This window comes from Geobacillus sp. TFV-3 (genome assembly GCF_009901865.1).
GTDB lineage: Bacteria > Bacillota > Bacilli > Bacillales > Anoxybacillaceae > Geobacillus > Geobacillus thermoleovorans_A.
Map to the genome: position 1 here is coordinate 2,106,370 of NZ_MPSP01000001.1, position 14,999 is coordinate 2,121,368.

13 protein-coding genes and 1 riboswitch are annotated in these 14,999 nt (G+C 53.7%); of the genes, 2 read left to right on the top strand and 11 right to left on the bottom strand.

Translation table 11 applies throughout. The features are described from left to right. Positions 1-8: 8 nt before the first annotated feature. From hutU to hutG, 3 genes are all read right to left on the bottom strand, one after another. Complete coding sequence (hutU, locus tag BJQ97_RS10610; RefSeq protein ID WP_407066443.1) at positions 9-1,664, bottom strand: urocanate hydratase; 1,656 nt, start codon at positions 1,662-1,664, stop codon at positions 9-11. 225 nt (positions 1,665-1,889) lie between these two features. Then, a complete protein-coding gene (locus BJQ97_RS10615; protein ID WP_160156547.1) occupies positions 1,890-3,374 on the bottom strand; it encodes a helix-turn-helix domain-containing protein in 1,485 nt (494 codons plus the stop codon). Positions 3,375-3,378: 4 nt separating this feature from the next. Next, on the bottom strand, positions 3,379-4,347 hold the full coding sequence (hutG, locus tag BJQ97_RS10620) for a formimidoylglutamase (protein WP_160156548.1): 969 nt from the start codon (positions 4,345-4,347) through the stop codon (positions 3,379-3,381). 141 nt (positions 4,348-4,488) lie between these two features. Between hutG and BJQ97_RS10625 the strand changes: the two genes are divergently transcribed. Continuing rightward, entirely contained in the window at positions 4,489-4,905 is a 417-nt protein-coding gene (locus BJQ97_RS10625) for a PaaI family thioesterase (RefSeq protein ID WP_160156549.1), read from the top strand. A 136-nt stretch (positions 4,906-5,041) separates the two neighbouring features. Here BJQ97_RS10625 and BJQ97_RS10630 read toward each other — a convergent pair whose 3' ends face one another. From BJQ97_RS10630 to BJQ97_RS10665, 8 genes are all read right to left on the bottom strand, one after another. Next, complete coding sequence (locus BJQ97_RS10630; RefSeq protein ID WP_160156550.1) at positions 5,042-5,524, bottom strand: PaaI family thioesterase; 483 nt, start codon at positions 5,522-5,524, stop codon at positions 5,042-5,044. A 121-nt stretch (positions 5,525-5,645) separates the two neighbouring features. Continuing rightward, positions 5,646-6,029: a VOC family protein gene (locus BJQ97_RS10635; RefSeq protein ID WP_160156551.1), complete on the bottom strand. Its 384-nt coding sequence runs from the start codon at positions 6,027-6,029 to the stop codon at positions 5,646-5,648. A gap of 19 nt (positions 6,030-6,048) precedes the next feature. Then, the gene (locus tag BJQ97_RS10640; protein WP_160156552.1) at positions 6,049-6,381 is read right to left on the bottom strand and encodes a hypothetical protein; all 333 of its coding nucleotides are present in this window, start codon (positions 6,379-6,381) and stop codon (positions 6,049-6,051) included. 70 nt (positions 6,382-6,451) lie between these two features. Continuing rightward, positions 6,452-6,556: riboswitch (SAM riboswitch) on the bottom strand. Positions 6,557-6,614: 58 nt separating this feature from the next. After that, complete coding sequence (gene opp4A, locus BJQ97_RS10645) at positions 6,615-8,393, bottom strand: oligopeptide ABC transporter substrate-binding protein (RefSeq protein ID WP_160156553.1); 1,779 nt, start codon at positions 8,391-8,393, stop codon at positions 6,615-6,617. Positions 8,394-8,408: 15 nt separating this feature from the next. After that, on the bottom strand, positions 8,409-9,317 hold the full coding sequence (locus BJQ97_RS10650) for an ABC transporter permease (protein WP_160156554.1): 909 nt from the start codon (positions 9,315-9,317) through the stop codon (positions 8,409-8,411). A 21-nt stretch (positions 9,318-9,338) separates the two neighbouring features. After that, positions 9,339-10,307 (bottom strand): oligopeptide ABC transporter permease, encoded by a 969-nt coding sequence (opp4B, locus tag BJQ97_RS10655; protein ID WP_160156555.1) that lies wholly within the window; start codon positions 10,305-10,307, stop codon positions 9,339-9,341. 16 nt (positions 10,308-10,323) lie between these two features. After that, positions 10,324-11,250 carry an ABC transporter ATP-binding protein gene (locus tag BJQ97_RS10660; RefSeq protein ID WP_160156556.1) on the bottom strand — a complete coding sequence of 309 codons (927 nt, stop codon included), beginning with the start codon at positions 11,248-11,250 and terminating at the stop codon, positions 10,324-10,326. Then, positions 11,237-12,265, bottom strand: a complete 1,029-nt coding sequence (locus tag BJQ97_RS10665) for an ABC transporter ATP-binding protein (RefSeq protein ID WP_160156557.1) — start codon at positions 12,263-12,265, stop codon at positions 11,237-11,239. Before BJQ97_RS10665 ends, BJQ97_RS10660 begins: the two co-directional genes overlap by 14 nt. Positions 12,266-12,751: 486 nt before the next feature. Here BJQ97_RS10665 and BJQ97_RS10670 point away from each other — a divergent pair, with 486 nt between their 5' ends. Further along, complete coding sequence (locus BJQ97_RS10670) at positions 12,752-14,965, top strand: sensor domain-containing protein (protein WP_160156558.1); 2,214 nt, start codon at positions 12,752-12,754, stop codon at positions 14,963-14,965. The last annotated feature ends 34 nt before the right edge of the window (positions 14,966-14,999 follow it).

A 14,999-nucleotide genomic window follows, 5' to 3' on the forward strand; every position in this document is an offset into this window, starting at 1 on the left:
TCCCCTTTCTACTTGAGCATCGGCATATCGATGCCTTTTTCTTTCGCCGTCCGGATGGCGAGCTCATAACCGGCATCGGCGTGGCGGACCACACCCAACCCCGGATCGGTCGTCAACACGCGTTTCAACCGTTTTTCCGCCTCTTTCGTACCGTCAGCGACGATGACCATGCCGGCATGGATCGAGTAGCCCATGCCGACGCCGCCGCCGTGGTGAACCGACACCCAGCTCGCGCCGCCGACCGCGTTAAGAAGCGCGTTTAAAATCGGCCAGTCGGCGATGGCGTCGCTTCCGTCTTTCATTCCTTCCGTCTCCCGGTTCGGCGAAGCGACGGAGCCGGAATCCAAATGGTCGCGGCCGATGACGATCGGCGCTTTCAGCTCGCCTTGGGCCACCATGTCGTTGATGATTTTGCCAAATTTCGCCCGCTCGCCGTAGCCGAGCCAACAAATGCGCGCCGGCAGCCCTTGGAACTTGATGCGTTTTTGCGCCATGCGGATCCAATGGCAAAGATGTTCATTGTCGCTGAATTCGCGCAAAATCACTTCATCGGTTTTGTAAATGTCTTCAGGGTCCCCCGAGAGCGCCACCCAGCGGAACGGCCCTTTTCCTTCGCAAAAAAGCGGACGGATGTAGGCCGGCACGAAACCTGGGAAGGAAAAAGCGTCCTCGACCCCTTCGTCTTTCGCCACTTGGCGGATGTTGTTGCCGTAATCAAACGTCACCGCCCCTTGCTTTTGCATCGCGAGCATCGCCCGCACATGCGCGGCGATCGACTGTTTCGCACGGGCGACGTACTGCTTCGGATCGCGCGCCCGCAGCTCGGCCGCTTCTTCAAGCGCAAGGCCAGCCGGGATGTAGCCGTTTAACGGGTCGTGGGCGGACGTCTGGTCGGTCAGTACGTCCGGAATCCATCCCATTTCGACGAGACGCGGCAGCACCTCGGCCGCATTGCCGATAAGGCCGATCGAGAGCGCTTTTTTCTCTTTCTTCGCCTGTTTCGCCATCTCGAGCGCCGCCTCCAGGCTGTCAGTCATCGTGTCGAGGTATTTCGTGTCAAGGCGGCGCTGGATGCGGGCCGGATCGACTTCAATGGCGAGGCAAACGCCGCCGTTCATCGTCACGGCGAGCGGCTGCGCCCCGCCCATGCCGCCAAGGCCAGCAGTTAGGGTGATCGTCCCGGCCAGCGTGCCGCCAAAGTGCTGGCGCGCCACTTCGGCAAACGTTTCATACGTCCCTTGGACGATCCCTTGGCTGCCGATGTAAATCCAGCTCCCGGCCGTCATTTGCCCGTACATGATCAATCCTTTTTTGTCAAGCTCATGGAAATGGTCCCACGTCGCCCATGCGGGCACGAGGTTGGAGTTAGCGATGAGCACGCGCGGGGCGTCCTGGTGCGTGCGAAACACCGCCACCGGCTTGCCGGATTGGATGAGCAATGTTTCATCGTTTTCTAAACGAAGAAGGGTGTCCACAATCGCCTCGTAACATTCCCAGTTGCGCGCCGCCTTGCCGATGCCGCCGTAGACGATCAACTCATCCGGCCGCTCAGCGACATCGGGATGCAAGTTGTTGTGTAACATGCGCAGCGCCGCTTCTTGAATCCATCCTTTCGCCCGCCGCTCGGTTCCCGCAAGCGGCTGGATCGTTCGTTTCTCCGTCATCGTCATCCTCTCCTTTTCTCTCTTTGCGTTTTATTGTAAAGGAAGCGGCAAAGGAGAAGATAGGCGTGCTTCTTTTAAAAACAATAAAATTTTTTCGAAATTTCTGTTTTATATTTGTTTTATATGTCCATTTTTTTCGATATAGGTTCATTTCTTTTGAAACACGCGCCGAAGTCAGCCGCGCCCGCTGTCTGGCAAGGTGCGCTTTTTCACAAACAAAACCGCCTACCGAGGCGATGACGGTTTCGGCCGTTGTTCATCGCGGTAGGCGGTCGGCGTTTGGTTCATTTCTGCTTTAAAGACGCGGGTCAAATAATGGGCGGTGCGAAACCCGGTTTGTTCGGCGATTTCTTTGATCGGCAAGTCTGTCTGCCGAAGCAGCCGCTTCGCTTCCTCAAGCCGCCGGTTTGTCAGCCACTCGCGAAACGTCACCCCCCGCTTTTTCGACAACAAATGGCTGAAATATGCGGGGCTGCGCCCGGCGGCGGCGGCGGCTCGCTCAAGCGTCAACGACGGATCGCGAAAATGCGCCTCCATATAACGGAGGCCGCGCTCCACGGCGTCGACGCGCGCGTTTTCCTCGGCCCGTTTCGCCTCATGGAACAGTCTGTATAAAAATAAAATCAATTCTTGAACGATGCGATACAAAACACGGTTGTACAAAATTTCTTGAAAGATGCGCATATATTCCCGCTCAGTCCCGCCGCGGTCAAGGCCATACGTTTTCATAAATCGGCGGATTTGCGCCAAAATGCTTGTCAGCCGCGTCCGCACCATTTCCGGGCTCGGAAACGGCGGGGACCAATGCCAAAACTCGCGCTGCAGCCATCGCTTCACTCCTTCGTGGTCGAACCGCTCCAACATCTCGATCCATTGCCGCTGCTCCTCGGGCGTCAAAAACGGATCGAGCTCGCGCCACTGTTCGTATTCCGAAGCGGGAGCGATCACTTGCCGGTAGCCGATGAAAAACGTCGTCTCCAGCAACCGGCGGGCCGCTTGGTATTGCGCACGCACCGTTTGCTTGGCATTAGGCGGCATCGCGACCACCGCGAGCGGCTCATGATGTTCTTCCTCCCAATCGCGCAGCAGCTTCCATGCCTCTTCTTTCCCGTCGCCCGGCAAATCGGGAAGCAGGCAAACTGCCATCTGGGTGAGCGGCAATATCCGCGTCTGTCCGCGAAACGGATAGTTCGTTAAAAAGCGGATCACTTCTTGAGACAAGGCAGGCTGTTCCGCTTGCACGAGCCATACATGAGCGGAGGACGCGGAAGGAAAATCGCAAAATAATGAGCGGTAGTCGCCGTGATGGCCGTCAAAACCCGCTGGCAGGCTCGAGCGGCTGTTTGAGGAAAGCGAAGTCGCCGTCCTCAGCGCTTGCTTTAGCTTCGCCGGCTCGAGCGGCTTGACGAGCAAATCAACGCATTGCCAGTCGATGGCTTGTTTCGCCCGCGCAAACGTCGCCTCGGCCGTTGCGGCAATGACGCGTTGGCAAAACAAGCGGACGTGGGATGTCGCCTTCGGCCATCGTTCATACGGAATCATATCCAGTTCGACGTATAACAGTTCCGGCGCCTCCCGCTCAAGAAGCGCCATCATCTCCTCCACATTGGCCGCCGTGTACACATGCTCGATTGGCAGCGAATACGCGGAAACGAGCCAGCGGATCGCCTCCCGTTCCTTGTCGTCCCGTTCGGCAATAACCAATTTCACGTTCTCACCGCCTTGGCTGTAAGCGTTGGAAATGAAGGATCGTCTCCATGCAAAAGGCAGCGGCTAACGCCACCGTTTTCCCGCCTTCATCCAAGAGCGGGTTGACTTCGCAAAGGTCAACGCTGACGGTGTTCGGATGGGAGACGATCCGGCGGATGAGGGCGCGCGCCAAAGATGGAGCGAGTCCAAACGGCGACGGCGCGCTCACTCCCGGCGCAGCCGCGGCGCTGATGGCGTCCATGCAAATGGTGAACATCACGGCATCGTGATGAGCGGCAAACTCCTCGATTTGTGCATAGGCGGCCTCAATCGGCCCTGCGGTCAGCTCGTCTTCCATCATGTACCGGCAACCGTACTTCTCGGCCGCCGCAAACAGCGCCGCTGTGTTGCCGAGCCGTTGAATGCCAAGGCAGAAGTAGCTGGCTCGGCCGTCTTGATCCAATATTTGCCGAAACATCGTTCCCGATGTCGGACCGTCATCGTATGGACGCAAATCGAAATGGGCGTCAATGTTGATGATGCCAATGCTTGCCTTGGGCCCGAGCGCTTCGCGAACGCCTAAGTAATGGCCGTACGCCGTCTCATGGCCGCCGCCGATCACAATAGGCGCAATGCCGCTTCGCAACAGGCGGGCGACCATCGTTCCAAGTTCCGCCTGGCTTTGTTCGAGTTGTTCATCAACGCAAACGACATCGCCTGCGTCATAGACGACCACCCCTTCCGGAAGATGCCAAGGCAGCCGCGCCAGTGCCGCTTTAATGGCGGCCGGCGCCTCTTTCGCTCCTTGACGGCCTTGGTTGCGGCGCACTCCTTCGTCGCACGCAAATCCAATGAATGCGGCGGCGCGCTCCAATGATTCGAATCGATTCGTTAAATCAAGCAGGCGAATGCGCTGATGAAGGCGAAACGCCCGCTCATCGCTCACGCTGTCAATCCGCCCCGTCCAACGGAAGGCGTCTGGCGGTTGATACATGAGACCATCTCCTTTCCATCATCAGCTTCTTGTTTCTTTCGCTGCCGCTTTGCCGTTCTCCTCCTCACGGACGTGAAAAGAGGAAATCGCCGCCGTTTGGCGAATAAAAAAACATGATTGACAACAGAAAGGGTGTTCCAGATGAAGCCAATGACCAACTTGCACGATGTCATCGCCGGTCAAAGCGCGCCGCCGCCGTGCGACAAGTCGCTTGGCGTCCGCTTGACGGAAGCCCGAGACGGCTGTGCGAAAGGCGTATGGACGATCAGCGAATCGCTGCTCAACGGCAACGGGGTGATTATGGGCGGATTTGTCGGAGCGGCGGCGGACATTCTCATGGCTTATGCGGTGACGACCTTGCTTCGCGATGACCAAATGCACGCCTCCATTAACTTGCAGACGACGTTTCACCGCCCGGTGGCGGCTGGAGAAGCCGAAATCGAGGCTAGGGTGGAAAAGTTCGGGAAAACCGTCGCTTATGTGACCGCCATCGTGCGGCAAAACGGCAAAGACGTGGCGAGCGCGACATCATCGGTGCTGATTATGGATAAACCGTGAAAAAAGCGCTTTTATCCATGGACCAAAGGGGAATCATGCGCGGAAAGCCGATGCCAAAGCGGCCCGGGCGCAACGAGCGAAGCACCGGAGAAAACGCTGTCAAAAACAGCCTCTCTCCGGCGCTTTTCGCTGCTTGTTAGGTGCGGACAAACGTTTTCGGCATGACGACGGCCACGACTTGGCCGCGAGCGCACAGTTCGCCGTTGGCGAACACTTCCGTATCAACTTTCCATTTTTTTGGATGAATTTCTGTCACCGTCCCGACGGCGACAAGGGGCACCCCGTGCGGCGTCGGTTTGACGAAATCAACGTGAAGCGACGCCGTGACAAAGCGCGGCGGCGTTTCCCCACTGCCTGGTTCATGGCCGTTTTTCCGATGCAACGCCAGCGCCGCTGATCCTGTCCCATGACAGTCAATAAGCGAGGCGATCAGCCCGCCGTACACAAACCCAGGAATCGCTGTATGCTCCGGGCGCGGCGTATACACCGTCACCGTCTTGTCCCCTTGCCATCCGGTGCGGAAATGGTGGCCGTGTTCATTCAGCCGCCCGCAGCCATAGCACCAGGCAAATTCATCCGGATAGTCGTCTTGAATGGCGTGAATAACTTGCGGCTCCATCTCATTTTCCTCCTCTCTCTTTTTACTATACGTGGTGCGCCTCCCATTTTCCTGCTTCTTTGGCCAAACAGCGCTGAAACGGACAAAGGCGGCCCATGCGGCCGCCTTCTCCTTGCCGGATTTATCGTCCCGGCTCGTAAAACTCGATCCATTCCCCATCCGGGCCAAGGAAAAACAAATATTTCGCCCCGTTCGGAAGCGTCGTAATGTCGTCCCAAACAAGCGGGACACCGAGCGACTTGAGCCGTTCTTTCTCTTGCTCGATGCCTTCCACCGTAAACGCCACATGGTGCACTTTTCCTTCCGTCGGCAAGTTCGGGTTGTACCCTTCGATCAACTCAACGATGATCGAACCGTCAAGTCCTAAAAACGCCAGTTTCATCGTTCCGTTCGTATGGATCATCTCGCTTAGCAGCTCAAGGCCGACGACATTTTGATAAAACTCCTTCGATGTCTCAATGTCTTTCACTTGAATGCCGACATGCTCGAACTTTTTAACTGCCATTGCTCGCTCTCCCTTTCCATTATGGACTTGAAAACACCGACCATAAATACGGCGTCATGCGCGCAGGGAAAATCTCTTTTTTCCCGAGCTCTGTCCATATGTAGCGGTCAAGGGCGTACGGTCCGTCCGCCTTCCATTCGTCCGCCTCGCTGTTGGTCAACAAAACCGAAAAGGCTGTTCCTTGCGCTTTTCCATACAAATGAACGTATCCGTCCCCGCGGTCGACATGCACCGCCGCTTGCGGGTCAAACCGGATGAGCTCCGCCTGCACGCAGCGCATCACATGAACAGCGAACGCCGCGGCCGGCAAGTGCGACACCATGCAGGCGCGGAGAGAATAAAGTTCCGCCACCGTTTCTCTCACCTCCCATCAATCAAAAACCCCCTGCGCCTCGGAATGATGCGAAGGGGGTCATGAGCCATTCTTATCATCCAAAGCGAAACCGCTTTGCGGGTGTTAGCACCTTGCCGGCGGCAGGTTGCTGTGGGGTCATCAAGCCCGTTCTCTCGCCCACTCTTGATAAGGCGTATGCAATTTGTCTTTTATGTGATCATACACAACCCGCGACAGCAACCATTTTTCGCTTATTCCGCCACTTCCGGCTGTTCTGATGTGACTCCGACGTCTTTCCATGTCAGCTTCGAGCTTGGATCGACCGTGAAGTTGGCGACGCGGTTGTTGACCGCGTAGAGGGCCGAACGATACAACGTTGGAATAACCGGCACTTCTTCGTTCATCAACTTTTGCCACTCACTATAAATTTTCCGGCGGTATTCTTTGTCAAATGCCTGCTCGGAATGGCCTTTTTCAAGCAGTTCATCGTTTTTCTCATTCACCCAGCGCGAGTAGTTGAACATGACGTTGCGGCCGTACAATCCGTACGGGTCGACGTCTGTTCCCGTCCCCCACGCGGCGGCGTACACATCGACTTTCGGATCGTCTTTTTCAACCATGTCATAGAACGAGTTAAATTCCGCCAAGCGGCCGTCCACTAATTGGACATCCAAGCCGACATCTTTCCAGCCTTGCATATAAAACTTCGCCAACGGCTCGGCAATGTCGCCGCCGCTCATCGCCAAGAAGTTGATCGTGAACTTTTTGCCGTTCGGGTCTTCGCGCAGGCCATCGCCATCCACATCTTTATAGCCGGCCTCGTCGAGCAGCTGTTTCGCTTTTTTCGGGTTATACGTGTACCCTTTGATTGTTTTATCATGATAACCCGGGAACGACGGCGGAATGAGCGTTGTCGCCGGGAAGCGCAAGCCGTGGTACAGGCGGTCGGCCACCTCTTGGTTGTTGATGGCATATGCCATCGCTTGGCGCAGCTTTTTGTTTTGGAATTTCGGGTTGTCCATCACATTTTCTTGCTTTTTCGCATCCCAATGGCCGAGTTTAAAGCCGATGTAGTTGTAGGCCAAGTCGACTTTGCCAATAAACTGAATGTTTTTCGTTCCCTTCGCATTCGGATATTGATCCGTCGGGAATTCCGCAATGTCGATATCGCCTTTTTTCAACGCTTGCAGCACCACTTTCGGGCTGACGACTTTCAGAATGACCCCTTCCAAATTCGGCTTGCCGGCCCAGTAGTCATCGTTTCGGACGAACTCCACCGATTCGCCTGGCACGATTTTCTTCACTTTAAACGGGCCAAAGCCGATCGGATTTTTTCGGATTTTATCCGATTGCGCCAATTGTTTGATTGGCACGTCTTTCAAATAATGCTTCGGCAGCGGGTACGCCCAAATGCCGGTCAACACAGACGGGTTCGCATGCTTCCATGTGATCGTCAACGTCTTTTTGTCGACCACTTTAATGCCGGCGATTTTATTGGCTTTGCCGCTATGGTATTCGTCCATGCCGACGATGTCTTGGATGAGCGCGTCGCCGTAGCGGACACCGGTATAATCTTTATGGCCGATGACCAAATACGCATACTCCAAGTCTTCCGCCGTCACCGGCTGGCCGTCATGCCAGTTGACATTGTCCTTAATGCGAATCGTCATCGTTTTTTTGTCGTCGGACAGCTCATACGTGGCGGCGCCATCGTTCGTAATTTCATAGTCGCCGTTCGTACGGAAAAGCGACTCATCAAAAAATTGCAAAATTTCAGCATCTGGAGCTCCCGTGTAAAATGCGTAGCTGAGCGTTCCTTCAAATGGCGTGTCGGACACAAGGCCGTATTTCAACACGCCGCCATCGATGATTTTCCCGTCGTTTTTCACGGTCATCGGGAATTTGCTGATGTCTTCTTTTTGCGCAGCCGGTTTGTTTTTGTCTCCTCCTCCAGTCGTCGACGAGTTGCTCGTGCATCCGGCGAGCACGAGCAAGAGCGCGGCCAGCGCCGCCAACCACTTTTTCTTCACTGTTTTCTTCCCCCTTTATCCTAATCGTTGTCTTGCATCAGCCGCACGTTTTAACGCTTGGCCGATGAAATTTATGCACAGCATCATCACTAAAATGAGCAATGATGCAGGCAGCCATACCCACCATTTGTTTTGCAGCACGTCCGGGTTGGTCGCATAGCTGACCAACGTCCCCAAGCTCGGCGTGCTTTCCGGCAGGCCGAATCCAAGGTAAGTGAGCCCGGATTCAATGCCAATGTTGCCGGCTAAATTCAACGTCAAATTGACGATGATAATGGAGCTTAAATTCGGCAAAATTTGAAACAAAATGATTTTCCAATCCGGCGTTCCAAGCGTCTTTGAGGCGCTTACGTAATCCAACTCGCGCTCAGCGAGCGTTTTCGCACGGATGAGCCGAGCTTTGCCGGTCCATAAAAATGCACTCATAATCAAAATAAACGTCATGACGTTGTATTTCGGCACAATCGCCACAAACACGATGACCAGCATCAAAAATGGCAAGACAAGAATGAAGTCGATGATGCGCATAATGACATTGTCAACCCAACCGCCGAAATAGCCGGCCACCAACCCGACAACGAGGCCGATCGCCCCAGTGATCAACGTAATGGCCAGCCCGATCGTAAAGGAATTGCGGGCGCCGATAATCAGTTGACCGAACACATCGCGGCCGCCGTAGTCAGTACCGAGCCAATGTTCCGCCGATGGCGGCGAGTGGATGGCCAAAAAGTCCACTTTCACAATTTCCTCTTGATCTAAAAAAATCGAAGCTCCATAGACGATCAGCAAAATGATGGTCAATATAATAAGAGAGACAAGAGCGAGCCGATCACGGACGAGCTCCCGCCACATAATCGAGAGGGCGGAAGGGCTTTTTTCAACGGTTATGTCGACTGGTGCAGGGCTGTTGACCTCGATTTTCATGTTCAATGCCTTCCTCCCTTCCTACTCAATGCGAATGCGCGGGTCGACCGCACTTAAAATGATGTCGGACAACAATGTCCCCACTAGCGTCGCCACGCCGGAAATCATGACGAGCGCCGTCACGACGCTGTAGTCGCGCTGCATAATCGACTGCAAAAACAACTGACCAAGCCCAGGATAGCTGTAAATCGACTCTAAAAAGACCGACCCGCCAATAAGCCCAGTAATTTCATATCCCAAAAAAGCCGCGATCGGCAAAAACGAATTGCGCAAAATGTGCCGCCAGTAAACGTGCCGCTCCGGCACTCCTTTGGCGCGTGCCGTTTTCACGAAATCTTTCACTTTCGTATCGATGATTTCGCTGCGCAAATATTGAATGGTCACAACCGTGTTAATAAGCGCTCCGGACAAGGCCGGAAGCATGAGATGGTTCAGTTTGCTTAAATAGTAGGCAAGCGTCCCTTCCTCAACTTGAATGTCCACACTCCCGCCGGTCGGAAACCAACCGAGATGAAAGCCGAAAATAAACAACATAATCAACGCAAAGATAAAGAGCGGAGTCGCATAACCAATATAGCTGTAGCCGACAATGAGCTTGTCAGCCCACGTGTCGGTCCACCGTCCGGACACGATGCCAAGCGGAATGGCGATGAGATAGGTCAAAACTAAAATAGCCGCCGATAACAATACGGTATTTCCTATTCTTCCGGCCAGCAAGTCCGTGACCGGCTGCTGATGGGTGTAAGACAGGCCGAGATCACCGTGAAGCATGTTTTTCACCCAGCGGATGTATTGAATATGTACCGGGTCGTTTAACCCAAGCTTTTCTTTCATCTCTTCCAACGTTTGCGGATCCATTTTCGGATTGGCTGCCAGTTGGCCGGTCAACGCATCGCCCGGCATCGCCTTTGCCAGCAAAAAAATGAGGACGCTTAACAAAAACAGCTGCGGAATCATGATCAAGATTCGACGCAAAATAAACTTCAGCATCGTTTCGCCTCCTTCTTTACGGAATGGCTACGGAATGAGTCGGCGAAATGGATTTAAGCGGATACGCCCGGCCGCTTTCATCAAAATAGCGCGAATACGCTTGCGCATATTCCATCTCCACCTCACGGCGCAACGCCGCCTGTCGACCGCGCTCACGCGGGTCAGCGTTCGGAATCGCGGACAAAAGCCGCTTCGTATAAATGTGTTGTGGATTCGTGAAAATATCTTCACTCGTCCCTTCCTCGACAAGCCGGCCGCGGTACATAATGCCGATCCGATCGCACATATGGCGGATGATGCCCAAATCATGGCTGATGAACAAATACGTGAGTCCATATTCTTGCTGAATATCTTTCATAAAGTTCAACACTTGCGCCTGCACCGAGACATCAAGCGCTGAAACCGGCTCGTCGGCGATGATCAGCTTCGGGTTGAGCGTGAGCGCACGGGCGATGCCGATGCGTTGGCGCTGTCCACCCGAAAACTCGTGCGGATACTTATAGATCGACTCGGCGCTTAGCCCGACCCGCTCAAGCACATACTGCACTTTGCGCCGCTCTTCTTGTGGCGACAATTTTTCAAAGTTGCGCAACGGCTCAGCGACAATATCGAGCACACGCTTGCGCGGGTTGAGAGACGAGTACGGGTCTTGAAAAATCATTTGGATGTCTTTTCGGTACGCATGAAACTGACGCCGATTCAGCTTTGTCAAGTCCGTCCCTTCAAACAGCACTTCGCCGGCCGTTGCCCGAATGAGGCCGATGATCGTGCGTCCCGTCGTCGTTTTGCCGCAGCCCGATTCCCCGACAAGTCCGTACGTTTCCCCTTGATTCAAAGAAAGGCTGACATCGTCGACCGCCTTGACATAGTCGACGATCCGGCGGAAAAAGCCGCCGCGCACCGGATAATGCACTTTTAAATGTCGCACGTTAAGAAGCACCATAATCGACCTCTCCTACTATTTGATGACCATCGGGAAAATAAAAGTATTGGTAGCATGTGCAACGCACCCAATGCCCCGGCTCCACTTCCCGCAGCTTCGGATCCGGTTCGTGCCGATCCGCCCCAATCCAGCTGATGCGCGGCTGGAAGCGGCAGCCTTGCCGCGGCAGCTTATGCAACGGGGGAACGATCCCTTGAATGACATGAAGCCGTTCCTTTTTCGTCTGCGCGGACGGGATCGACTGCAACAACGAGCGAGTGTATGGATGAAGCGGGCGGTGGAAAATGGTGTCGACATCCGCCAGCTCAACGATTTCCCCTGCGTACATGACGGCCACCCGATCCGCCATTTCCGCCACGACCCCTAAATCATGCGTGATCAAAATAACGCTCGTTTTCATTTGCTGTTGCAGTTCTTTCAAAAGTTCCATAATTTGCGCCTGAATCGTCACATCAAGCGCCGTCGTTGGCTCATCGGCGATGAGCAGCGCTGGCTCGCAAGCGATGGCAATGGCAATGACAACCCGCTGCCGCATCCCCCCAGAGAGCTCGTGCGGATAGAGATGGTACACTTTTTCCGGTTCAGGAATGCCGACCCGCTCAAGCAAACGGATCGTTCGTTTCTTTTTTTCCGCCGCCGACAGCCGTAAATGATAATCCATGCTTTCCTCGATTTGTCGTCCGACGGTCATGAGTGGGTTGAGCGCCGTCAACGGATCTTGAAAAATCATCCCAATCTCTTTGCCGCGGATTCGGTTCAATTCAGAAACGGACAACGACAGCAAGTTCGTCCCTTTAAACTGCAGACGCCCTTCCACTTTTGTCTTCTCGGGCGGGTGCAGCCCCATGATCGAAAGGGCAAGCGCACTTTTTCCGCACCCCGACTCGCCGACAAGGGCGACGACTTCGTTTTCCGCGATCGTCAAGGAAACATCATCGACTGCCGCATAATACTTGCCGTCGATCTGAAACGAAACTCGCAATCGATCAATTTCCAAAAGAGGTTGTTTTTCCAACGCACCTTTCCCCTTTGATTTAGTTTAACGAAATTTTAGACTATATACAATTTTATAATAATATTCTATCACATCTTTTTGTCAGTTCAACATTTTTTGTAACTTTATCCTTCTGTTGTATGTTTATTTAGCATAATGTTTTATAAAATAATTAAGGACATACAAAAGATTTTTCAGCTTTTTCTCTTTATGTTCGTCCAACAAAAAAATTCGACTTTGCTCGACAGGTGTAGGAGCTGGTGTATCGTTTATGAAAGAAAAATATGTAAACAATAACTTTTATCGCTAAACTTGATGCGAATGGTTCGTCACCCTCTCCTGCTCGACAAAATGCCGCGGAGAAGTGAGACGTGCGCTGCATTCATCGTTTTATACGGTCAGTAAAAAATACAGCAGCCGTTCGACAAAAATAGATAAAAACAGATAAAAACATGGTAAAATGGTATAGTGCACCTATTTTTTTGAAGATTGGAGGATTGCTTCCGCATGGATAAGCAGTCGATCATGACGCATTATGGGGCCCTTTATTTTTTTATGCCTGCTGTGCAATGGGTGGTTAATGAACATGGAGTAATTGCCGATATGAATGACTATGCGGGTGCATCGTTGGGCTACGATCGGATTGAACTCATCGGCGCCCCATTTCAAACTATTTTCCATCCTGACGACTGGGCGTCCCTCGTCCACTTGCTTCCTCAACCGACCGATGAAGCGGTTCGCACATTCACGGCCAGAACGGTGCATAAAACCGGCAAATTATGCCCTGTTCGCGTGCATATGCGTTGGAAAGCATTGAACGGTACGCCGTTCCTCCTCGTCTCGTGCTCTGACATGACCGCTGAAACGCATGCGGAGCGGCTGCTCGCTGAACAGACTCACATTTTGAAGCAAATCGCCAAACACGAGCCGCTCGATGCCATTCTCACGTCCATTGCCAAGGCGGCCGAAGCATTGCGGCCTCCAGCCATTTGTTCGATTTTGCTTGCCGATGACAACGGACGACGCCTTTACCATGGAGCAGCGCCAAGCTTGCCATCCGCTTATATCCAAGCCATGAATGGAATCGAAATCGGGCCGCAATCTGGATCGTGCGGCGCGGCCGCCTATCAAAAAGAGATCGTGATCGCAAGCAATGTGGCAAATGACCCCCGCTGGACGTCTTATGCGCAATTGGCGTTGGCGCACGGATTGAGAGCTTGCTGGTCCATGCCCATTCTCTCGTCATCCGGCCATGTGCTCGGAACGCTGGCGTTTTACTATCCGACCGAGCGCGAACCGGAACCGGAAGATATGGAGATTATGTCGGCGCTGTCATCGCTCGCGAGCCTCGCCATGGAACATGAGGGAACAAGGAAAGCTCTCGAAGAAAACAGGCGGCTGTATGATTCCCTGCTCCATTACCATTATGATGAGCTCACTGGATTGCCGAACCGGCGGCGATTTTTGCAACTTGCCGAGGCAATGCTGCTGAAACTAAACGAAACGAAACAACACGGCGCCATTTTGTATATTGATTTAGACGGCTTTCAATATATTAATGATTCGTTCGGCCATCATATCGGCGACAAGCTGCTTCAACAGACGGCCGCTCGGCTTCGTGAGCGCGTCCGCCCCCATGGCATCGCCGCCCATATGAGCGGAGATGAATTCATCGTGTTGCTCGCGCCAGTCGCCGGACACCAAGAAGCATCAGCCATAGCGGAAGATTTGCTGGCACTCATCGCCCAGCCGTTTTCGTTGGCCGAACAAACCATTTTTATAACGGCCAGCATTGGCATCGCTCTTTTCGACGGTGAGCAAGCCAATGTGGACACGGCCATCCGCCAGGCGGACATGGCCGCCATGGAAGCGAAACGAAAAGGCAAAAACAGCTATTGTCTTTATGAAGAAGCGCTGCGGCATCAGCGCCTTCCTAATGTATTTTTGTTAGCGGATTTGCACCAAGCAGTCAAACAAAACATGGATGGGTTCGTCCTATTGTACCAGCCGATTGTCGATGTGCGAACAAAAACCGTTTCCGCTATGGAAACGCTCATTCGTTGGCATCACCCCACCGAAGGCGTTGTGCCGCCAGGGGATTTTATTCCGCTCGCCGAGGAAACGGGTCTCATTATTCCCATCGGCGAATGGACGATCCAACAGGCCTGCCGGCAGCACGAACGTTGGCGTCAGCAAGGATTCGCGCCGATTCGAATGGCCGTCAACATTTCCGTCAAAGAGCTGCACCATCCGCAATTCGCCGCCCGCGTGGAAGCCATTTTGGCGGAGACGAATATGAAACCATCGTGGTTGGAACTTGAAATTACAGAAACGATCGCCATTTATCAAGAAACGACCGTTTTGACCAATTTGCGCCGGTTGAAAGAGATGGGGGTGCGCCTGTCCATTGATGATTTCGGCACTGGCTATTCCTCGCTCGCCTATTTGAAACAATTGAACATTGACACCGTGAAAATCGACCGTACCTTCATCGCAGATTGCCCCCATTCGCACTATGGCAGCATCATCACAAGCACAATCATCTCCCTCGCCCGCCATCTTGGCATGAACGTTGTCGCCGAAGGAGTAGAGCGTGAGGAACAGCTCGAGTACTTAAGGCAAAAAGGTTGCCACGAGGCGCAAGGCTACTTGTTCCGGCCCCCTATGCCGGCAGATGAAGCAGCGGGCGTGCTAGCACGCAGCATCGAGCGAAGGACGTAAAAACGCGGATGCCTGTCATCAAGGCATCCGCGTT

Bases quoted from the DNA above. Each gene is read 5' to 3' on its own strand.
- hutU (WP_407066443.1), bottom strand. From the start codon at position 1,664: ATGACGGAGAAACGAACGATCCAGCCGCTTGCGGGAACCGAGCGGCGG.
- hutG (WP_160156548.1), bottom strand. From the start codon at position 4,347: ATGTATCAACCGCCAGACGCCTTCCGTTGGACGGGGCGGATTGACAGC.
- BJQ97_RS10625 (WP_160156549.1), top strand. From the start codon at position 4,489: ATGAAGCCAATGACCAACTTGCACGATGTCATCGCCGGTCAAAGCGCG.
- BJQ97_RS10630 (WP_160156550.1), bottom strand. From the start codon at position 5,524: ATGGAGCCGCAAGTTATTCACGCCATTCAAGACGACTATCCGGATGAA.
- BJQ97_RS10635 (WP_160156551.1), bottom strand. From the start codon at position 6,029: ATGGCAGTTAAAAAGTTCGAGCATGTCGGCATTCAAGTGAAAGACATT.
- BJQ97_RS10650 (WP_160156554.1), bottom strand. From the start codon at position 9,317: ATGAAAATCGAGGTCAACAGCCCTGCACCAGTCGACATAACCGTTGAA.
- opp4B (WP_160156555.1), bottom strand. From the start codon at position 10,307: ATGCTGAAGTTTATTTTGCGTCGAATCTTGATCATGATTCCGCAGCTG.
- BJQ97_RS10660 (WP_160156556.1), bottom strand. From the start codon at position 11,250: ATGGTGCTTCTTAACGTGCGACATTTAAAAGTGCATTATCCGGTGCGC.
- BJQ97_RS10670 (WP_160156558.1), top strand. From the start codon at position 12,752: ATGGATAAGCAGTCGATCATGACGCATTATGGGGCCCTTTATTTTTTT.